The sequence below is a fragment of the Mesorhizobium sp. B2-5-3 genome (assembly GCF_006441005.1).
GTDB lineage: Bacteria > Pseudomonadota > Alphaproteobacteria > Rhizobiales > Rhizobiaceae > Mesorhizobium.
The window spans coordinates 180,615-201,241 of the sequence record NZ_VFUS01000006.1 but is presented as its reverse complement, the minus strand read 5'-3'; the positions used below and the strand labels follow the sequence as shown (position 1 = coordinate 201,241).

At 64.7% G+C, this 20,627-nt stretch carries 16 protein-coding genes; 9 read left to right on the top strand and 7 right to left on the bottom strand.

Annotated features, from left to right (window positions below):
• Positions 1–82: 82 nt before the first annotated feature.
• Complete coding sequence (locus tag FJ867_RS16150) at positions 83–1,072, bottom strand: TAXI family TRAP transporter solute-binding subunit (RefSeq protein ID WP_140516103.1); 990 nt, start codon at positions 1,070–1,072, stop codon at positions 83–85.
• 337 nt (positions 1,073–1,409) lie between these two features.
• Between FJ867_RS16150 and minC the strand changes: the two genes are divergently transcribed.
• From minC to FJ867_RS16130, 4 genes are all read left to right on the top strand, one after another.
• Positions 1,410–2,246 (top strand): septum site-determining protein MinC, encoded by an 837-nt coding sequence (gene minC / locus FJ867_RS16145; protein WP_140521457.1) that lies wholly within the window; start codon positions 1,410–1,412, stop codon positions 2,244–2,246.
• A 173-nt stretch (positions 2,247–2,419) separates the two neighbouring features.
• Entirely contained in the window at positions 2,420–3,235 is an 816-nt protein-coding gene (gene minD / locus FJ867_RS16140; RefSeq protein ID WP_140500139.1) for a septum site-determining protein MinD, read from the top strand.
• Entirely contained in the window at positions 3,232–3,504 is a 273-nt protein-coding gene (gene minE, locus FJ867_RS16135; protein WP_140500137.1) for a cell division topological specificity factor MinE, read from the top strand. Before minD ends, minE begins: the two co-directional genes overlap by 4 nt.
• A 339-nt stretch (positions 3,505–3,843) precedes the next feature.
• Positions 3,844–5,301 carry a hypothetical protein gene (locus tag FJ867_RS16130; protein WP_140500135.1) on the top strand — a complete coding sequence of 486 codons (1,458 nt, stop codon included), beginning with the start codon at positions 3,844–3,846 and terminating at the stop codon, positions 5,299–5,301.
• A 162-nt stretch (positions 5,302–5,463) separates the two neighbouring features.
• On the opposite strand, the gene FJ867_RS16125 is transcribed toward FJ867_RS16130, so the two are convergent.
• Entirely contained in the window at positions 5,464–6,000 is a 537-nt protein-coding gene (locus FJ867_RS16125; protein ID WP_140582464.1) for a DUF6428 family protein, read from the bottom strand.
• Positions 6,001–6,042: 42 nt separating this feature from the next.
• Here FJ867_RS16125 and FJ867_RS16120 point away from each other — a divergent pair, with 42 nt between their 5' ends.
• The 4 genes from FJ867_RS16120 to FJ867_RS16105 all read left to right on the top strand — a co-directional run bounded on the left by FJ867_RS16120 (position 6,043) and on the right by FJ867_RS16105 (position 9,125).
• Positions 6,043–6,396 carry a metalloregulator ArsR/SmtB family transcription factor gene (locus tag FJ867_RS16120; RefSeq protein ID WP_140516097.1) on the top strand — a complete coding sequence of 118 codons (354 nt, stop codon included), beginning with the start codon at positions 6,043–6,045 and terminating at the stop codon, positions 6,394–6,396.
• An 85-nt stretch (positions 6,397–6,481) separates the two neighbouring features.
• Positions 6,482–6,895, top strand: coding sequence for an arsenate reductase (glutaredoxin) (gene arsC / locus FJ867_RS16115; RefSeq protein WP_140817913.1), 414 nt, complete (start codon positions 6,482–6,484; stop codon positions 6,893–6,895).
• A complete protein-coding gene (arsK, locus tag FJ867_RS16110; RefSeq protein ID WP_140817911.1) occupies positions 6,876–8,114 on the top strand; it encodes an arsenite efflux MFS transporter ArsK in 1,239 nt (412 codons plus the stop codon). The genes arsC and arsK overlap by 20 nt, the downstream gene beginning before the upstream one ends.
• Before the next feature lie 129 nt (positions 8,115–8,243).
• Positions 8,244–9,125 (top strand): DMT family transporter, encoded by an 882-nt coding sequence (locus FJ867_RS16105; protein WP_140516091.1) that lies wholly within the window; start codon positions 8,244–8,246, stop codon positions 9,123–9,125.
• A gap of 51 nt (positions 9,126–9,176) precedes the next feature.
• Here FJ867_RS16105 and FJ867_RS16100 read toward each other — a convergent pair whose 3' ends face one another.
• Positions 9,177–14,147, bottom strand: coding sequence for an autotransporter domain-containing protein (locus tag FJ867_RS16100; RefSeq protein ID WP_181168372.1), 4,971 nt, complete (start codon positions 14,145–14,147; stop codon positions 9,177–9,179).
• Positions 14,148–14,411: 264 nt separating this feature from the next.
• Positions 14,412–15,371: an AraC family transcriptional regulator gene (locus FJ867_RS16095; protein WP_140817907.1), complete on the bottom strand. Its 960-nt coding sequence runs from the start codon at positions 15,369–15,371 to the stop codon at positions 14,412–14,414.
• 286 nt (positions 15,372–15,657) lie between these two features.
• On the opposite strand from FJ867_RS16095, the gene FJ867_RS16090 reads away from it, so the two are divergent.
• Positions 15,658–16,707 (top strand): helix-turn-helix transcriptional regulator, encoded by a 1,050-nt coding sequence (locus tag FJ867_RS16090; RefSeq protein WP_246675062.1) that lies wholly within the window; start codon positions 15,658–15,660, stop codon positions 16,705–16,707.
• A 153-nt stretch (positions 16,708–16,860) separates the two neighbouring features.
• Here FJ867_RS16090 and FJ867_RS16085 read toward each other — a convergent pair whose 3' ends face one another.
• From FJ867_RS16085 to FJ867_RS16075, 3 genes are read right to left on the bottom strand one after another with little or no spacing between them, the layout of a single operon-like run.
• Positions 16,861–19,158, bottom strand: coding sequence for a xanthine dehydrogenase family protein molybdopterin-binding subunit (locus FJ867_RS16085; RefSeq protein WP_140817903.1), 2,298 nt, complete (start codon positions 19,156–19,158; stop codon positions 16,861–16,863).
• The gene (locus tag FJ867_RS16080; protein ID WP_140516081.1) at positions 19,155–20,138 is read right to left on the bottom strand and encodes a xanthine dehydrogenase family protein subunit M; all 984 of its coding nucleotides are present in this window, start codon (positions 20,136–20,138) and stop codon (positions 19,155–19,157) included. Before FJ867_RS16080 ends, FJ867_RS16085 begins: the two co-directional genes overlap by 4 nt.
• Positions 20,135–20,614 carry a (2Fe-2S)-binding protein gene (locus FJ867_RS16075; protein ID WP_140516079.1) on the bottom strand — a complete coding sequence of 160 codons (480 nt, stop codon included), beginning with the start codon at positions 20,612–20,614 and terminating at the stop codon, positions 20,135–20,137. The genes FJ867_RS16080 and FJ867_RS16075 overlap by 4 nt, the downstream gene beginning before the upstream one ends.
• Between the last annotated feature and the right edge of the window lie 13 nt (positions 20,615–20,627).

Here is a 20,627-nt window from a genome sequence, read left to right as displayed (position 1 = left end):
CGGTTCCGTATCCTGAATCCCCAGACAAACGAGGCGGAAAGCACGCCTTCCGCCTCGTTGTCGCCAGTCTGTTGATGGCCTCTTATTTCAGGGCGCCGACTTCCTTGTAGAATTTCTCCGCGCCCGGATGGAACGGAATGCCGGCGCTGGTGACCGCGTTCTGGAGCGTGATCAGCTTGCCCTTGGCATGACCAGCCTGCAGCGCCTTCTGGGTCTCGTCGCTGTAGAGCGACTTGACGATCTTGTAGATGAGGTCATCGGTCTGCTTGGCGCTGGTCACCCATTGCGCGGCGACCGAAATGGTCTTGGTCTCGCCGACATTCTTGTAGGTGCCCGCGGGCACGATGTCGGTCGAGAAGAACTTCTGTTCGGACAGGAGCTTGTCGGCCTCGGGGCCGGTGATCGGCACCAGCGTGATGTTCTTGGTGCTGGCAAGCTCGACGATGGCGCCGGTCGGATAGCCGCCGACGAAGAAATAGGCGTCCATGGCGCCGTCCTGCAGGCGCTCGCCGGCCGGGCCGGGCTTGAGATATTCGGGCTTTACGTCCTTCTCCGTTAGACCGTAGGCGCCGAGCACCAGGCGCGCATCAACGATGGTGCCGGAACCCGGCTCGTCGAGGGAGACGCGCTTGCCCTTCAGATCCGCCACAGTCTTGATGCCGGCGTCGGCGCGCGCGACCAGATGGATGGTTTCAGGATAGAGCGTCGCAATGAGGCGCAGATCCTCTACCTTGGGCTTGCCCTCGTAGAGGCCGGTGCCCGAATGCGCCCAGTAGGCGACATCGGATTGCGTGAAGCCCGATTCGGAAGCGCCCGACTGGATGGCGCTGATGTTGGCCACCGAACCGTTGGAGGACGTGGCGCTGGCAACCAGGCCCTCGACGCCGGCCGGCCCCGTCGCCGAGATCGCGTTGGCGATCAGCCCGCCCACCGGATAGTAGGTGCCGGACGTGCCGCCGGTGCCGATACGGAAAAAAGCCTGCTGCGCGCGCGCCGGCGAAAACCCTGCCGCGGCCAGCGCCAAAGTGCCCGCGCCGACGGAAAAGACGCGACGGTTGATCGAAACAGTCATACTACCTCCCGGTCAAAGATCGGCAGGATGTTGCATCAACCCAAGGATTGTCAACCTGCGCGCGCCTTTCGGGAGGGGATCTGTCGTCGCTGGCGGTGCCCCCTCCCTGTTGCCGTCATGGCGCATTTTGAGATCTAGCTTGTCGATTGAACGGCGGTAATCCGCTTGCTGACGCGGCGCTATCAACACATTCCGCGTGTTGTCAGCCGGCATCCGCAACTGGCGGTTAGCCGACCCTCCAATTTCTGGCGGCTTCCAAGGTGCCAGCCGTCTTTATTAACCATTTGTTAACCATTCGGCCGGCACCCTTTAACCATTGAGTAAGGATTCGCCAGCCGTGACCTTTGCCGCTCCCCTGGAGACCAAATCCATTCGCTTTCGCGCCCGTTCGTTCGTCGCTTTCACGCTGACGCCGGAGGCGCCGATCGGTGCTTGGCTGGAGGGGCTGGATCATTGGATCGGCAATTCGCCGGGCTATTTCTCAGGGCGGCCGGTGGTGCTCGATCTCAATGCGCTGAAGCCTGCGGCCGACGAGATCGCGGCGCTGGTCGCTTCGCTCGGCACGCGTGGCATCCGGGTCTATGCCATCGAGCTCGAAGGGGCCTCGCTCGGGCCCGAGCTGCCGCCGCTGCTGGCCGGCGCCAAGGAGGCCACTTCAGATGGCCTGCTGGCGCAGCCCGGCCGCAACGGCAAGGCAGGCCTGGCGGAAGAGGCCGGCAAGACGGAAGCGGTGTCTTCGGAACGCGGCAAGGAAACGGGCAAGCCCGACGAGGGCAGGGCCGAGGCTGGAAGGGTCAAGGCAGCCAAGACAGAACAGCAAGCCGGCGCGGCGGAGCCGGCCCTGGCCGGAACGCTGATGGTCAAGTCGCCCCTTCGCTCGGGCCAGTCGATCTTTCATCCGCATGGCGATGTCATCGTGCTTGGATCGGTCGCTTCCGGTTCCGAGATCATTGCGGCGGGCTCGATCCATGTCTACGGCACGCTGCGCGGCCGCGCCATTGCGGGCTCGGAAGGCAATATTTCGGCGCGCATCTTCTGCCGCAGGAACGAGGCCGAACTGCTCGCCATCGACGGCTGGTACACCACGGCGGAGGACATGGAAGGCGCCTCGCGCGGCAAGCCGGTGCAGGCCTTCCTCGAAGACGGCGTGCTGCGCGTCGTGCCGCTGAACTAGGGCGCCGGGATGAAAACGCCGGACCAGTTCTTGTTTTGCGCGACCGCGAACAGGACGTTCAGGTCCGCAAGGTTGGGACCGGTTTCGCGTGGGATGATGGCAGGTTCCAACAATAGCCGTGCGATGCACGGAGCAATAACAAACGACAACATCAGGCGACGGAGGCTTTTTTCATGGGCAAGGTAGTGGTGGTCACCTCAGGCAAGGGAGGTGTCGGCAAGACGACCTCGACGGCCGCATTGGGGGCCGCGGTCGCCAGGACCGGCAAGAAAGTGGCGCTGGTCGATTTCGACGTCGGCCTGCGCAATCTCGACCTGATCATGGGCGCCGAACGGCGCGTGGTGTTCGACCTCGTCAATGTCATCCAGGGCACGGCCAAGCTGTCGCAGGCGCTGATCCGCGACAAGCGCGTCGATACGCTGTTCCTGCTGCCGGCCTCGCAGACGCGCGACAAGGACGCGCTGACCGAAGAAGGCGTCGGCGAGGTGATCGAGAAGCTGCGCTCGGTGTTTGACTATGTGTTCTGCGACAGCCCGGCCGGCATCGAGCGCGGCGCGCAGCTCGCCATGCGCTTCGCTGACGAGGCGGTCATCGTCACCAATCCGGAAGTGTCGTCGGTGCGCGATTCCGACCGCATCATCGGCCTGCTCGACGCCCGCACCATGCGTGCCGAACAGGGCGAGCAAATCGCCAAGCACGTGCTGGTGACGCGTTACGATGCCGGCCGCGCGGCTCGCGGCGAGATGCTGTCCATCGACGACGTGCTGGAAATCCTGTCGGTGCCGCTGCTCGGCATCATCCCGGAGAGCCAGGATGTGCTCAGGGCCTCCAACCTCGGTTCGCCGGTGACGCTGAGCGATCCGCTGAACGCCGCCGCCAAAGCCTATATCGAAGCGGCGCGGAGACTGGAAGGCGAAGACCTGCCGGTCGTGGTTCCCTTCGAGCGCAAGGGCTTCCTCGACAGGCTGCTCGGAAGGAGGGCGGCATGAACATTCTCGACCTCTTCAAGCGGCGCTCCAGCGCGCCCGTGGCGCGTGAGCGGCTGCAGGTGCTGCTCGCCTACGAACGCCGCAGCCGTGGCCAGCCCGATCTCGTCTCCGTGCTGCGCGAGGAGATCATGGCCGTCATCGCCAAGCACGTGCAGATCGACCAGGACTATCTGCAAATCTCGATGGACCGCGGCGAGACCATGTCGACGCTGGAAATCGACATCCAGATCCCCAACAAAAGCGCCGTGCCGCTGGCCATGGCGGGCTGACTTTTACCCTCCCCTTGTGGGGAGGGTCGCTGCAAGCAGCGGGCGGAGTTGGCGCGGCGCTACAGGACGAGCATCCTCCAGCGCCAGCGCCTCAGTCCTACCTTCCACGAGGGGAAGGTAGGATCCAGGATTTTCCGCATCAGATTCCACCCAGAAATTGGGTGCGTCAATTCTGCAAAAAGACGGCCGCGGCACTGGTCGCCCGCCGCATCCCAATCCCAAATGTCCAACTTTACGCTCCCCCTAATGGGGGGCTTCCCCTGCGCAATCAGTGGATGTAAGCATACATATTAGCCAATTATTAAATACTGAATGGGGTATGCGTAAAGGGCATTCGTTATGAATTTCAAGGGTCTGATCAAGCGTGCCGAAGACGTAGATGATGCACTCCAGGAGCTGCAGGCCGATCTGGCGGACGCTCTGGATGCCAGCCTCGATACCGAATACGACGCGCCGCCGGACAGCGGCTATATCCCAGATTCCGCGCCAGGAGCCGAGGCCTCGGCACCCGAGGCCAATGCGGATGATGCGGATAATCCGGACGGCGCGGGCAACGCCGACGATACCGAAACCGCACCACGACTGACGCCCCATACCCAGACCCGGATGGCGGCATTGAGTGCCTTCGAAGGGATGTTCCATGACGCCAGGAACTATATGGACGAGATCAACGGCAAATTGTCGGAGATCGCTACCTCACACCATTTGACGCGCGAGTTCCTCAACATCCTCCACACCGATATTCTTCGCGCCAACGAGCTGGAGCTCGCAAATGGCGACCTGGTCGCGGAACAAAGAACGCTGTCGGAAAAGCTGCACGACACGGCAAGAAAGCTGCGCGAGCGTGAAAGCGCCTGCGAATTGCTGCAACAGCGCGAGACAAGCCTGGTCCAGGACAGGGAGGCGCTTCGCGCAGCGCTCGCAGCGGCCAGGCTGGAACTTGCCGAAACGGCCAATGCGGGCGCAAAACGCGACGCGGAGTTCGGCGACATCGCCAAGCGGCTGACGGCCAGGGCGGTCGAGGCCAACAGGCGCCTGCGCGAGAGCAAGATGCTGCGGGAAAAACATGTCAGCCTGTCGATCGAGCTTGATAAGGCGCTGAAGCGGGAAACCCAGACGCGCCACAGGCTCGACGAGCTCTCGACGATCCATGCCAGCGAAGCAGCGCGGCTTGCCGAACTGCTGGCCGCGCTCGGCAAGAGCGAGAAGGAGGAGATAAGGCTCCAGAAGTCACTCGAGACTGCCCAGGCAAAGCTGTCGGAAATGACCGAAGCGGCCAGCATGATGGAAGGCGACAGGCAAGCTGAACTCGCGCGCAGCCAGATGGAAATGCGCGGATTGCGTTCCGAGATCCAGGACCTGCAATCACGGCTGGAGCGGGCCTCGCACGAGAACAGCGAGGCCACAGCCGAGATCGCCAGGCTCAAGACCGACTTGAACGACACCCTGGCCGAAAAGAAAATCGCCGATCAAAAGTTGTCCTCGCTCACCGACGAGAACGAAAACGACAAGACGAGCCTTTCGAAAGCGAACGCCAATCTTTCGCAGCTTGCGCTGCAACAAGCATCGGAACAGATACAGCTGGATGTCCAGAGGCAGGAATGCGAGGACCTCAAAGCTGAAATCGCGTCGCTCAATGCCCGGATCAAGGAATTGCTGCCTTACGAGCGGCTCCACAAGGCCACCAACGGCAGATCGCGCGAGGCCGACGTGGTCGACATCGCCGCCGTGGTGGCGGAGAAAGCTCGTGGAACGGGCAGGCGGCGCATCCGCAGGAACCTCCGCGCCACGCCGTAGCTCATTTCGCCGGCATGGCCGCAGGTCCCGCTGCGGGGCAGCGTTCCGCGCCCGCTGCCTCAACGCGATCGCACGCCGCCGCCGCGGCGCAAATCGCTGAACTGAGGGAGCGGAAGGCCGTCCGTCAAGACGGCGCCAAGCCATCTGCTTGGCTGCGAAGCGTTAGCCGCAGCAAGGTTGGGGTCCGGCCGAAGGTCCGCAGCAGGCCTTGGCTTTCCTTTCCTCCTCCAGCCAGCGGTCGCGCGGCTTGCAGCTTGCCGGCCGCGGCGAAAGCTCGACATGCACCGCATCACCCGCGAGCCGGGGGAGCGCGGCGCGGTAGAGCTGCATCGGGCGCACGCCGTCGCTGACTTCGAAAGTAAGCTTGGCGGAATGGTCGAGGCCGACATGCTCCGTCACCTTGCGGATGATCGCCGAGAATTTCCCGGCCGGCATATGCGTGCGGTCCTCCTCGACGTCCCAGAGCTGCACGAAGATCTCGGCCCAGGATTCCGGGTTTGCACCGCAGTCCAGCGCAGCGAACTGGCCGGCCTTCACCTCGGTGACGTGGTAACCAGGTCGCACCGGCCGGCCGTCATAGAAGAACACCAGCGGCCGGTCCTTGTAGCCCGCCAGAAACTCCAGCAGGCCAGCGATGGTGATGTCGTCGGGATCAACGACGTCAGCGGGTTCAAATTCCCGATTGTCAGAAACGAGCATGTGCGGTAATCCTTGTTTCAACGTTTTTAGGATTGTTGAAATATGGATGAACGTCAAGCCCTTTCCGCCTTTGCGGCCCTTTCGCAAGAAACTCGCCTGCGCATCTTGCGGCATCTGGTGATTGCCGGTCCGGACGGGATTGCCGCCGGCGCCATCGCCGAAAAAGTCGAGGTCTCGGCCTCGAATGTGAGCTTCCACCTGAAGGAGCTCGAGCGGGCAGGGCTGGTCAGCGTGCGGCGCGATTCGCGCTCCATGGTCTACAGCGCCGAATATGACGCGTTGAGCGGCCTCATCCGTTTCCTGATGGAGGATTGCTGCTCCGGCCGGCTGGAGATCCGCGCTTCGGCGTTGGCTCCAGACTGCTGCGCCGCCGATGTGAAGGGACCGGTTCAGTGATCGTCGCGCCGACAGCCCGGGCGATCGTCCCGACCGCGCCGCATCAGCAATCCGAAATCCAACCTCTTGCCGTCGAGGCCAAGCCATGACCGCTACGATCTTCCACAATCCCGACTGCGGCACCTCGCGCAACACGCTTGCCATGATCCACGCGAGCGGCGAGAAGCCTGACATCATGGAGTATCTGAAACATCCGCCCAGCCGGGACCGCTTGCGCCAGCTGGTCGCCGCCATGGGAATTCCCGCGCGCGCCTTGCTGCGCGAAAAGGGTACGCCCTATGCCGAACTCGGCCTGGGTGACGCCAAATGGACCGATGAACAGCTGATCGACGCCATGCTGAGGCATCCGATCCTGATCAACCGGCCGATCGTCGAGACGCCCAAGGGGACGCGGCTGTGCCGTCCGTCCGAGCTCGTGCTCGATCTGCTCGACCATCCGGTGGCCCGCTTCGCCAAGGAAGGCGGCGAGGTAGTGATCCATGACCGTGGCATCAAGTGATCGAAGCCTTTCCGATCTCGAATTCCCGGAGCGCTCGCCGCTGACCGCCATTGCCGCCCTCGGCGTCACCCAGATCATCGGCTACGGCACGCTGTACTACAGTTTCAGCATTCTCGCCGCCGATATGGCCAGGGATCTGGACTGGCCGACCGAATGGATTTTCGGCGCGCTCTCGGCGGCTCTGCTGGTTGGCGGCCTGACGGCGCCCTGGCTCGGAAACTGGATCGACCGCTTCGGCGCCGGCAAGATCATGACCGCCGGCTCGATCCTTGCCGCGGCTGCGCTCGCCGCCTGTGCCTACGCGCCGGCGGCCGGGGCCTTCGTGGCGGCGCTGATCGTGCTGGAAGTGGCATCGAACCTGGTCCAGTACGGCGCCGCTTTCGCGCTGCTTGTGCAGATAAGGCCGCGCGCGGCGCAACGTAGCATCACCTATCTCACCCTCATCGCCGGCTTCGCATCGACCGTGTTCTGGCCGATCACCTCGGCCCTGCACACGCAGATGTCATGGCGAACCATCTATCTCGTCTTCGCGGGGCTGAACCTGCTCGTCTGCCTGCCGCTGCACGCCTGGCTCTCCCACGGGCTGGCCAAGAGCAGGCGCTCGGCGACCGAGCCGCCACGGCATGTCCAGGGATCGCTTCCGGCCTCGGCGCGGCCGCTCGGCTTCGCGTTGATGGTCATCGCCTTTTCGCTGCAGAACCTGCTTGGCGCCGCTGTCCTGGTGCATATGGTGCCGCTGCTTTCCGGACTTGGCCTCGGGGCGACCGCCGCCGTCGTCGGAACGCTGTTCGGGCCGTCACAAGTGTTGAGCCGCTTCATCAACATGATCTTCGGCATCAACCTGCCGCCATTGACGCTGGCCATCATCTCGGCCGGCCTGATGACGAGCGGGGTCGTCGTGCTGAACTGCACGGCGCCTTCCGTCGCAGGCGCGATGGTTTTCGCCGTCGTCTTCGGCATGGGCAATGGGCTTTTCAGCATCGTCATCGGCGCCCTGCCGCTGACATTGTTCGGCAGTGCGGACTATGGCCGTCTGCAGGGGCGCGTCACATCGGCCCGGCTGCTCGTTTCGGCCGTCGCGCCGTTTGCGCTGGCCTTTGCCATCGTCAATGTCGGCACTGCCTGGTCGCTGGGGGCCATGGCGTTTCTGGGCGGCACCGCGCTGTTGGTCCTGACAGCGATCACGAGACTGCCGAACGCGCGCAACGGCCGCGTCTGAGGGCGGCCGGCTCGTCCGGCCCTTTCTTGCCCCATCGAGATGCCGGTCCTGCCTCACGACGGACGGGCCGGTTCGCCCTATCTCCCATGACGCAGCGTTTGCCTGATGGTGCACGGAGGACGGGATCAAGTGACATCGACGCCGGTTGTCGGTCGTGAAGCGGCGCCTTTGCCTGTGATGGCGCTGTTGGGGGCCATGGTGTCGATCCAGATCGGCGCTACTTTCGCCAAGAGCCTGTTTCCGGTGATCGGCGCGCAGGGCACGACGACGCTGAGGCTGGTCGTCGGCGCGCTGATGCTGATCGCCGTGCTGCGGCCCTGGCAGATGCGGCCTTCGCGCGCCACCATGCCGTGGCTGGTCGCTTATGGGGTAACGCTGTGCGCGCTCAACCTCCTGTTCTACGCCGCGCTCGCCACGATTCCGCTCGGCGTTGCGGTGGCGCTGGAGTTTTCGGGACCGCTGCTGGTGGCGACGCTGACCTCGCGGCGCGCCGGCGACTTTGCCTGGATCGCGTTGGCGGTCGCCGGCATCGTGCTGTTGTCGCCCTTCATCCGTTCGTTCCAGCCGCTCGATCCGACTGGGGTGATGCTGGCGCTGGCGGCCGGCGGTTTCTGGGCGCTCTACATCGTGCTGGCGCAGAAGGCGGGCGCGGAGCTCGGCACCCGCACCACCGCCTACGGCATGGCGATCGCCGCCGTGCTGGTGCTTCCTTTCGGCGTGGCGCAGGCGGGAGCTGGCCTTCTCGCGCCGTCGATCCTGGTCAGTGCCTTGCTCGTCGGCCTGTTCTCGAGCGCGCTGCCGTTCTTTCTGGAGATGGTGGCGCTGACCCGGATGCCGGCCCGCATCTACGGCACGCTGACCTGCCTGGAGCCAGGGCTCGGCGCGCTGGCCGGCTTCCTGTTCCTGCATGAGAGCCTGACCGCGCCGCAACTGGCCGGCATCGCCGCCGTCATCGTCGCGGCCGCCGGCACCGCACTGACGTCGAAGCCGCCGGTGCCGTCGCCGGAGTAGGGGCGGGTCAACGTACAGGTTCGTGCTGCAAAGCCGTTTCGTGACCGTCGTTCAGAACTTCACGCCCAGATCGACCTTGGCGCCCTGGTCGACCGTGCCACTGCCGAACTGGCCGGTATAGGACAGGCCGAGCGTCGCATTGGCCGACATGTTGAGATCGAGGCCGGCCTCGATCACCGCGGCATCCCTGGCGATCGGCACGCCGGCGATGGTGAATTGATCGCCGCCGGCGAAGGCGAAAGCGGAGGTCGGCGTGACATCGCCGAAGGCGTGACGCCAGCCGAGCATGCCGCGAGCGGTGGCATCGATGCCGCCAAGCGCGAAGTCGGTCGCGCCGCGAAGGCCGAGCGTGGTGAAGGTGGCGTCGTTGTTTGTGCTGGCGCTGGTCAACGCCGCGGCACCACCCGTTTCGGTGAAGCCGTCGGTGTGCACGCTGACATAGGCGAGGTTGGCGAAGGGTTCGAAATGGAAGCCACCGGCATCAGCCTTGTAAGCGAGTTCGCCGAACACTTGCGCGGTGCCGGCGTCGTAGTCCGCCGACAGTTGATCGGCAAAGCCGTTGAAAGCAGCCGAGCGCCTGGTCGAGATGCTGCTCCAGCTATAGGCTGCACCGCTGCGGAAGGCGATGGCGCCCCAGTTCGTGCCGCCATAGAGACCGAGATGGTAGCTGTCGCTCTTGCCTGACGAATCGCGGTCGTCGGCATCGAAGGAGGAATGGCCGTAGCCGCCGAGCACGCCGACACGCCAGCCGCCGACCAAAGTGTCGGCGCCGGCCAGCAGGCCGCCGGTCGAGCGATCGAAGGCGGCGGCATTGCCGTCGCTGTCGGTGTTGCTCCACGAACCGAACACCTGGCCCCAGACAGCGAAGCGGTCGGTATCGGCCGCCACCATTTCCGGTCCACCCTCGCCATAGGCCATGACCGGCAGCGCCGCAGCGCCGCCATCGCCAAAGGCAGCAGCAATGCGATTGCTGGCCACGTCGCGGACGAAGCGGCTGTCTTCAAGCAGCATGCTCTTGGCCGAGGCGTGGATTTCGCCGGAAAGCTGGTCGAAGGCGTCCTGGGCGGCTGCTTCGCTCGGCAAAGCAAATATCGCATCGAACAGCGGATTGCCGCTGCCAAGACTTTCGGCACCACCGCCGGTGGCGATCTGGTTTGGCGTCAGGCCGACATCGGCGAAGGACTTTGCCTGCACCGCGTCGATGTAGACATGCGTCGGATCGTAATTGGCGTAAAGGCCGGTGAAAAGGCCCAGTCCGCTGATTGTGTAGGTGCCGATGACGCCCGCGTCGGCCTGCAGAACCGTGTAATGCGTGCCCGGCACGTAAGGCGCTGCGTCCGTCTTGACCATTTGGAGGATCGCGCCGGAGGCGATGCTCGCCGTGCCCGTCGCGTGGACGAGATCGGACTGGCCGGTCGAGGTCAGCTCGACCTGGTAGATCGAGCCGGCCGCCTGGTCGAGATCGCCGGCGACGTGGAGCGTACCGATCGAATTGCCGGGTGCGATGATGCCGCCCGACCGCGCCATGACGCCGCCCACCGTGCCGTTGCCGCCCAATATGCCGCCGAAGATCGTCACCAGCGAGTTGGCCAGCGAACCGTTCACGGCCAGTCGCCCGCCATCCACATTGGTGGCACCGGTGAAGCCGCTCGAATCGGCGGTAAGGTTCGTCGTGCCGGCGATCTGGTTGATCGCGCCGACACCGCCGATCGCCGATGCGAAGGCGTAGTTCGTGTCGGTGTGGTTGAAGTTGATCGCACCCGCGCCCGGCCCGAACTGGACGCTAGCCGCATTGAGCGTGCCCGCGGCCGCCGCTGGCGATCCGCTCGCCGCACCGATGTTGAGCGTGCCGACGGAGCCCGCCATGGCGGCGATGTTGACCACGCCGCCGCTCGACACCGCGCCGCCATTGGCAATCGTCAGCGCGCCTGTTCCACTAACGCCGATATTGAGATCTCCGCTGCTGGCCCATGTCGAGCCGGCGTCGCTGACGTTGGCCATGCCGATGGATCCGGCATAAAAGCCCAGATAACCATCGGTGTTGGCGACCTTGCCACCGTTCGAGACGGTCAATGATCCCGTGCCACCCTGACCGACCTGAAGGAGGTTGCTGCTGGTCCAGCTCGAGCCTGCGCCGCTGACGATTGCCGTGCCCAGGGCCCCGGCGTCAAAACCCAGATAGCCAGCAGCGCTGGAGACGATACCTCCGTTTGAGATCGCCAGCGTGCCGGTGCCGTCTTCGCCGAGATAAAGGGAAGCATTGTTGGCCCAAACCGAGCCGACGCCGTCGACTGTCACCGAGCCGATGGCGCCCGCGGCGGAGCCTACGGTGCTCACCAGGTTGACGACGCTGCCGCCGTTCGAGATCGTCAACTTGCCCGTGCCGGAATCGCCGATGCGCAGGTCCGAGAAATTGATCCAGTGCGAACCCGACCCATCAACGGTGGCGATGCCTGTGGAACCCCCAGCCTTGCCCAAATAGCCGGTCTGATTGCTGGCGGTGCCGCCATTGGTGATCGCCAGCGTGCCCGTACCTTGGTCGCCGACGCTCAGGTTCGAACTGTTTGCCCAAATCGAGCCGGCACCGTCGACCGCTACCGTGCCGAGCGAACCCGCGGCGTAGCCAATCAAGCCCAAGCCATTGCTGACCATGCCGCCGTTCGAAACCGTCACCGTGCCCGTGCCAAAGCCTCCGACATAGAGGTCCCCGCTGTTCGTCCACTTCGATCCCGCGCCGTCAACCGCCGCCATGCCGGTCGAACCGGCAATGTAGCCGATATAGCCCCAGCCATTGCTGACCGTGCCGCTGTTCGAGATCGTCAGAGTACCCGTGCCGAAACCGCCTACGAACAGGTCCGAGCTGTTGTTCCAGGCCGACCCCCCACCGTCGACCGTTACCGTGCCCGTCGAGCCCGACAATGTGCCCACATAGCCTGTGGTATCGCTGACCTTGCCGCCGTTCGAGATATTCAGCGTGCCGGTACCCTGATCGCCGACGAACAGGTTGGAACTGTTTGTCCAGGTCGATCCCGTGCCGTCGACCGTCACCGTGCCGGCGGAACCCGAATCGAAACCAACGAAGCCCAGGCCACTGCTGACCGCGCCGCCGTTGAGGATGTTCATTTCGCCGGTGCCGGCGGAACCGACAACAAGAGCTACGCTGGCCCAGGTCGAGCCTATACCGTCGACCGTTGCCGTGCCGGTGGAGCCCGCAACGTTGGCTAAAATGCCGTTCTGATTGCTGACCGCGCCCTTGTTCGAGACCGCCAGCGTACCCGTGCCCTGATCGCCAACGATGAGGTCCGAGCTGTTGGTCCAGGTCGAGCCGGCGTTTTCGACGAACACAGTGCCGGTCGAATCTGCTTTCGCGCCAATGACCGCCGAGCTGTTCTTGACGACCCCGCCGTGGGAGATCGCCAGTGTTCCGGTACCGAAATCGCCCACAGCCAGATTGGAGCTGTTGGTCCAGGTCGAGCCGGCGCCGTCGACGAACACGAAACCGGTTGAACCTGCTTTCGCGCCGATATTCCCCGAGGCGTTGCTGACCACGCCGCCGCTCCCAACCAAGAGCGTGCCGCTGCCGCTATCGCCGACGAATAGATCCGAGCTGTTGGTCCAGGTCGAGCCGGAACCGGTGACCGTCGCGAAGCCGATAGAGTCCGTCAGCGCGCCGATCGTGCCGATGGCGCTACTGACCGCGCCGCCGCCCAAGATTGTGAGCGCACCCTGGCCTTGGTCGCCGATGAACAGGTTGGAAGTGTTTGTCCAGGACGATCCGTTACCGTCGACCGCCACCGTGCCAGTGGAGCCCGCGGCATAGCCCGCATATCCCACCGAACTGGTGACTTTGCCGCCATTCGTTATCGTCAGCGTGCCGAAACCCCCGTTGCCGACCGCGAGCGCGGCGTTGGCCCAGGTGGAGCCAACGCCATCGACGGTTGCCGTGCCACTGGAACCCGCCAGGTTACCCAAAATGCCGCTCAGGTTGCTGACTTTGCCGCCGTTCGAAACCGTCAGCGTACCGGTGCCCTGATCGCCGATGAACAGGTGGGAAGCGTTGGTCCAGGTCGAGCCCGTGCCGTCGACGATGACCGTACCCGTGGAGTTTGAATTCTTGGCAATTGTGCCTACGCTGTCGGTCACCTTGCCGCCGGCGGAAACGATCATCGCGCCCGTGCCAGTCTGTCCAACCGTCAGGTTCCCGCTGTTGGTCCATGTCGACCCCGTGCCGGAGACATTGACTGTGCCGTGGGAGCCGGCATTCGCGGCGACAACGCCGGTCACATCCGTCGCCGTTGCTCCGCTGAAGATGTCCAGAAATCCGGTGCCCTGATCGCCGACAGTTACCTGGGAAGCATTCGTCCAGGCCGAGCCTAGCCCCGTCACCACAACGGTGCCGGAGGCCGAGAAACTCCCGCCAATATTGGCAAGATCATCCGACAACAGGCCGCCATTTGAAACCGTCACCGATCCGGTGCCGCCGAAACCGACATAGAGATTGCCCGCGCTGTTCCATTGCGACCCGGTGCCGTCGACCGTGGCCGTTCCAACGGAGCCGGAATTATAACCGACAAAACTACTGCCATCATTCATAACACCGCCGCTGGCAACGTTCAGCGTGCCGGTGCCGCCATATCCAAGGGCGAAACTAGCGAAAGTACTCCACGAGGAGCCGACGCCGGTGATCGTTGCCGATGCATTGGCGGTTGCCGAATATGCCAATGTACCGTCTTGGCTGGTCAGAGTGCCGGCATTCGAAATGGTCAGATCACCGGTCGAGGAAGAGCCATTTGCTATGGTGACACCGGCGGCAAAAGCATTTGCGCCGTTGATGACAGTCGGGTTGACGGCGCTTGTGTTGATAGTGACATTATCGGCCGCTGTCGGCACCGACGCTGGGGTCCAGTTTCCGGCCGTGAACCAGTTCGTGGAGGCAGCACCGGTCCAGATCTCGGCTGCCGCCGCGGTGAGCGGCTGACCAAGACCGACCAGCGCGGTCGAAGCCAGCAACAGATACTTCATCCCCGTCGCCTTGCGGCCTGCAAATGTGTTCTGCGGCATCCAAACCCCTGACATGACAGTCGTTTCACCCTGAGGCTGACATGTCATTGGAGCCCGGGCTTGTCTTGGGCAGGGCCGCACTGGAATTGGACTGGAGCGAAAAGCCGTGCCTTTTGCGCGCACTGTGGCAGTTCTGCGCCACGAGCGCGCAGGCGCCGCTCCACCGGCCTCTCAAAGAGAGAATCGGACCCCGCGCCAGGGCCGGCCACAGAAAATGCCGCAATCCTATCTGGCGCTGGTCGGCGTGTAGCCGAAACGGCGACGAAAGCAGCGATTGAAATACGATACATCGCTGAACCCGCTCGTCATCGCGACATCGCTGACCCGCATGTCGCTGTGTCTCTGAGAAAGCATCCTGTGGGCGCTCTGCAAACGCAGCTCGAGAACGCGCTCGGAGAAGCTCACTCCCGTTTCCTGAAGGAGATCATGGACGTAGCGCGCCGACAGGGCGAGCTGTTGCGCGACACCTTGGGCGGAGATGCCAGGATCGGCGAAATCCTCGGCAATCGTTGCCAGGATCGCCTCCAGCCTGGCGGCGCGCAGGCCGCGAAGGCCGACCAATTCGGCAGCCCGGCCTTTCGCCCCGGTCACCAGGCCGATCAGGTCCACGATCGTGTCCGTCGCATGGGTTATGAGATCGGCCGAGGCGATCGGGCTGCCGCTTTCAAGAAGCTGGCAATAGCGCTTGAGAAGATCGAGGGCTTCGTTGTCGGCGCCGATCTTCAACCCCAGCCGGTCGTCGATCTGCGGGAAGGCGCGCATGAGGACAGCGCGTGGGACCACCACATTGGTCCAGCTATTGCTGTCGGCACCGGTCATTTTCAGCGCCTCCGAGGCCGTGACGAGGACCGCTTCTCCCCGACCGACGGCATATTCGCGGCCGACCTGCACGCCCGACAAGAGGGTGTCGGCCTTGTTGATCAGCAGCAAATAGCCGTCATTGTCGTCCTCGGCGATGTTGCTCGCCTTCCTTGTCGCCTGCTTGATCGTTCCGGACATCTGGCCGAGAACCAGTGAACCGACAGCCGTGGCTTCGATCGAGGCCTCGAAGGGCAGGTTTTCCGATATGCCGTATTCCACCGACCATATTTCCGCGACGTGGATGTCCTGCCAGAGGGAAAATCGCTCGCGTTCGCCAAGATGCGGTGGCAACTGAGCCGATGAAAACACCGTCTTTCGCGACAATGGAAAACCTCGATAAAGTATCCGCGCTTAAAAAATACCGATCGCCATACTTTCAATCGGCAGAATAACCGGCAACAGTGGCCGCTGGCGTCAAGCAATCGAGTTGAATCTTAATCGAGATCGGCCAGGAGTGGCGTCATCCAAAAGTATGACGCCACAAAATTCTCCGAGGCGAGATCGCAGTGTGTCTGGAGGCGTGGTGGAGAGGCTGAGCAGCGAAGTCCTTGGTTCCATTATCGGCGATATTTACGATTGCGTTTTGAACCCGGAAGGCTGGGCCGGCGTCATGACCCGGATCACGACCGCCATGGACGCGGCCTATACGACCATCGCGCTCGCCAGCACCGCCGACAATCATGGCCGCTTCGCCGCTCAATCGCCCTGGGATCCCGTGCAAATGCGCGTGCTCCAGGATTATGACTTTGACGCAATTCCCGGTCTGAAGACGGCGGTCGTCGGCGATGTCGACACACCCGTCGCGACGCTGTCGTTGATGAGCGAAGCCGAACTCGGGCAGACGGCATTTTTTCAGAACTGGGCCAAACCGCAGGGACTGCGCGAAGCCTGCATCATTAAGTTCGTCCACACATCGGACCGCATCGGGCTCATGGGTTGCACCACATGGGCCGACAGGGGGACCATATCAGCCGAAGACCAACATTTCCTGGCGTTGCTCTCGCCGCATCTGCGCCGTGCTTCCCTGATCGGAGACCTGCTCGACCAGGCTCGCGTTACCGCCAGCCTTTACCGCCAGGCGCTCGACAATCTCGCAGTGCCTGTCGTGCTTGCCGGCGCCAACGGGGCCATCCTCCATGCCAATGGCGCTGCCGAACGGATGTTGTCGGCGCAAGGTCCGATTCTTTCCAGGAACGGCCTGCTCCAGGCGCAGAATCCGGCGGTCGCCCGCGCCCTGCTGGAAGCGATCGCCAGCGCCGCGAACGCGGATGCTTCGCTTGGCGCCCGGGGCATAGGACTGCCGGTCTCGGCCCCAGGCCAGCCGCCCGCCGTCGCCTATGTGCTGCCGCTGACCGAAGGAACCGCGCGCGCGGCTTTCCGGCCGGCATGCGCGGCTGTCTTCATATCGACCACGACGTCGGCTTCTCCTCTCCCGGAGGCCGTCCTGACCACGCTGTTCGACCTTACGCCCGCGGAGGCGCGGGTCCTGCTGCGGATCGGCAGCGGATTGTCGGCGTCGAAGAGCGCTTTGTCGCTCGGCATCGGCGAAAACACCTTGAAGACACACCTCAATCGTATCTTCGCCAAAACCGGGACGAGACGCCAAGCCGACCTCGTCAAGCTCGTCTCGGACATAGGCACGCCCCTGGCAGCGCATTGAGGCTGAAGGCGTAGTCCGCAGCGCGAGATCGGCTCACCGCCTCCAGAGCGGCTCCGGCGCGAAGCGCTCGCTCGCCGGGATCGCGCCTGGCCGCCCCCCTCTGGCCTGCCGGCCATCTCCCCCTCAAGGGGGGAGATTACTCGCTTCCACCGCTCAGATCAGCTTCTCCAGCGTGATCGGCAAGTCGCGCACCCTTTTCCCCGTCGCGTGGAACACCGCGTTGGCGATCGCCGGCGCCACGCCGACGATGGGCAGTTCGCCGACGCCCTTGCCGCCGAGCACAGAGGAGTGCGGGTCGGGGATGCCGACCGAAATCACCTCGATGTCGGGAATGTCGGCATTGGTCGGCACCAGATAGTCGGCGAGGTTGTTGTTGACGATGCGGCCGTGGCGGCGGTCGATGATGCCTTCTTCCAGCAACGCCTGGCCGATGCCCATGATGATGCCGCCCTTCCACTGGCTTTCCGCCAGCTTCGGATTGTAGAGCCGTCCCGAATCCAGCGCCGACACGACGCGCGAGACCCGCACGGTGCCGAAATCCTCGTCGACGCGGACCTCGATGAAATGCGCGCACCAGGAGTGGCGGGAATAGTCGCCTTCGGTGTGCGGCAGCGCCATGGCGATGGTGGTGTAGTTCCTGTAGCGGTCCTCGGCGCTCGAATTGGCCGGCATGGTATCGCCTGTCGCCTCGATGCGATCGCGGCCGACGCTTTTGAGGAGCTCGGCGATCGACACATCGGGGCCGTCGCCACGCGGTGCGGTGATGCGGCCATTGGCGACGACCAGCGTGTTGGCCTGCAGCGCATGGAAGGGCGAGCGCGGGTCGCTGATCGCCAACCCGACCAACTGGTCGAGCGCCGAGGTCGCGGCCTTGTAGACGGCGCCCGTCATGACGCCGGCCAGGCGCGAGCCGCCTGCGACGCCGGCGCGGGGAAAGCGGGAATCGCCCAGCTTCACCACGACGTCGTCGGCCGGCACGCCCACCGTCTCGGCCGCCGTCTGCGCCAGGATGGTGTAGGTGCCCTGGCCCATGTCGATCGAGGAGCTTTCGACCTCCACCGAGCCGTCGGCCAGGATGCGCACGATCGCCTCGCCATAGGCGCGCCGCACCGGATAGGTACCGGCGGCTACGCCCCAGCCGATCAGCTGGTTGCCGTCGCGCATCGAACGCGGCTCCGGTGAGCGCCTGGCCCAGCCGAAGCGCTCGGCGCCCGTGGCAAAAGCCTCGCGCAACTGCCTGGTGGACCAGGCTTTTTTCACTTCCGGGTCCTGCTCGGCATAGTTCCGCAGCCGGATCTCCAGCGGGTCGATGCCAACCTCATAGGCGAGCTCGTCGATGGCGCTTTCGATGCCGAAGGCCGAAGGGTTCTCGCCCGGCGCGCGCATGGCGCCCGGCACCACGGAATTCACCCGCACGACGTTCTGCCGGGACGAAAAGTTCGGCGTCGCGTACATGATCGAGGTAACCGAGGCCAACGGCTCCACCCACATGCCATCGATCGACGTTTCATTGACGCCGCGATGCACGATCGACTGGATTTTTCCTTCCGCATCCGCGCCGAGCGCCACCGTCTGGCGCGTCGCGGCGCGGCCGCCATAGCCGGTGAAGGTCTGCGGGCGCGTCATCACCAGGCGCACCGGCCGGCCGAGCATTTTGGCTGCACTCGCGGCAACCGCGCCGTGGCCGAGCGCCAGCGCCTTGGAGCCGAAGCCGCCGCCGATATAGGGCGAGACCAGCCGCACATTCTCGAACGGCACATCGAACCACTCGGCATAGGTGCGCGCCATCCCATCGAGCCATTGGCTCGGCTCCCACACGGTGAGCCGGTCGCCCTCCCAGCGGGCGATCAGGCCGTGCGGCTCCATCGGCGCCTGGTATTCGCGCGGCGTGTTGTAGGCGGCGCAGATCCGGACCGGGGCGGACGCAAAGGCAGCCTGCGCGTCGCCCCATTCCTTGGTCATGGCCTCGATCGGAATGCCGTCGCCGGCTTTGGCATCGTTGAGGTCGACGATGGCCGGCGTCTCGTCATAGTCGACCTTGACCAGGGCCGCTGCCGCAACCGCCTGCTCGAAGGTTTCCGCGACCACGGCGGCGATATGCTGGCCCGAAAAGCTGATGTCGCGCGCCAGCGGGCAATAAGGCTTGTCGGGCGGGGGCGTGCCGAACCAGTCCGACGCGGTTTTCAGGGCCATGATGGTGTCCGGCGTCAGCACTTGCAGCACGCCGGGCGCCGCCTCAGCCTGCGCCGTATCGATGGCGCGCACCTTGCCGGACGCGATCGTGCTGTCGACCAGCACGCCATAGGCCAGGTCTTCGAGCTGCTGTTCGACGGCGTATTTGGCTGCGCCGGTGATCTTGGCCGGGCCGTCGACGCGCGACAGCCGGCCTCCGACGGCTTGTGCCAGCACGCCGTCGGAGGCGTCGCCATGTCTTGCGATGTGAACGGTCATGCCGCTTCTCCCAGTTTGAGGATCGCTCTGGCCACCACGCGCGGCGCGAGCTCGATCTTGTAGTGGTTGGCGCCATGGTCGACGGCGCCCTCGACGGCGAGCAGGCTGGCCGCGCGGACAACCTCAGGCTCCAGCACCTTGCCTTTAAGCGCCTCTTCCACGGTGCGCGCCCGCCAGGGCTTGGTGGCAACGCCGCCGAGCGCGACGCGCAGGTCGCGGACGGTGCGCCCGTCGGCCTCGAGTTCGAGGCCGACGGCGGCACTGGCGGCGGCGAACTCGTAAGACTGCCGGTCGCGGACCTTCACGTAGCTCGAGCGGCGGGCGGCGGCGGATCCCGGGATTTCGATGGCGGTGATCATCTCGCCCGGTTCGATCGCGTGTTCCTTCTGAGGCGTGGTGCCGGGCAGCAGGAAAAAGTCGTCGACCAAGACGCGGCGTTCTCCGAGATGGACCACCGCATCGAAGGCGACCAGCGCGGTGGCGAGGTCGCCGGGATAGGTGGCGATGCAGGCCTCGCTGGTGCCGAGCACCGCATGGCCCCTGGTGACGCCGCCGATCGCCGAACAGCCGCTGCCGGGCTCGCGCTTGTTGCAGGCGGCAAAATTCGAGGGATCGCGGAAATAGGGGCAGCGTGTGCGCTGCATCAGATTGCCGCCGACGGTCGCCATGTTGCGGAGCTGCGCCGAAGCCGCCTGCCACAGCGCCTCCGAGACGGCGGGAAAGCCGCCCTTGATGCCGGCGTGGTCGGCGACATGGCTCATCCTGGCGAGCGCGCCGATGACGGCGCCGCGCTCGTCGATCTCGATGGTATCGAGCCCCTTGAGATGGCTGATGTCGACCAGGCTATCGGGCTCGGCGACGCCGCATTTGGCGAGGTCGATCAGCGTCGTGCCGCCGGCCAGCAGCATGGCGCCGGGCAGGGCGGCCGCTTGGCGTGCGGCGTCGACCGAGGCGGCGCGAAGATAGGAAAAATCCCTCATGACGCGGCCTCCAGCGCTGCCTGGCGCACGGCGGCGATGATGTGCGGATAGGCGCCGCAGCGGCAGAGATTGCCGGCCATGTATTCGCGGATCTCGTCATCGGAGCCGGCATGGCCTTCGCGGATGCAGGCGACCGCCGACATGATCTGGCCAGATGTGCAATAGCCGCACTGGAAGGCGTCCTGATCGAGGAAGGCAGCCTGCACGGGATGCAGTTCGCCCTCCCGTGCAAGCCCCTCTATGGTGGTGACGGTGCGGCCTTCGGCCTGTGCCGCCAGCGTCAGGCAAGCCAGCACGCGCTCGCCGTCGACATGCACCGTGCAGGCGCCGCACTGACCGTGGTCGCAGCCCTTCTTGGTGCCTGTCAGGCCGAGGCGGTCGCGCAAGGCGTCGAGCAGCGTGACGCGCGGTTCGAGGTCCAGCGTATGCGGCTGGCCGTTGATATCGAGATGGACGGGGATTGTGGTGTTCGTCATGGGCGTCTGGCTC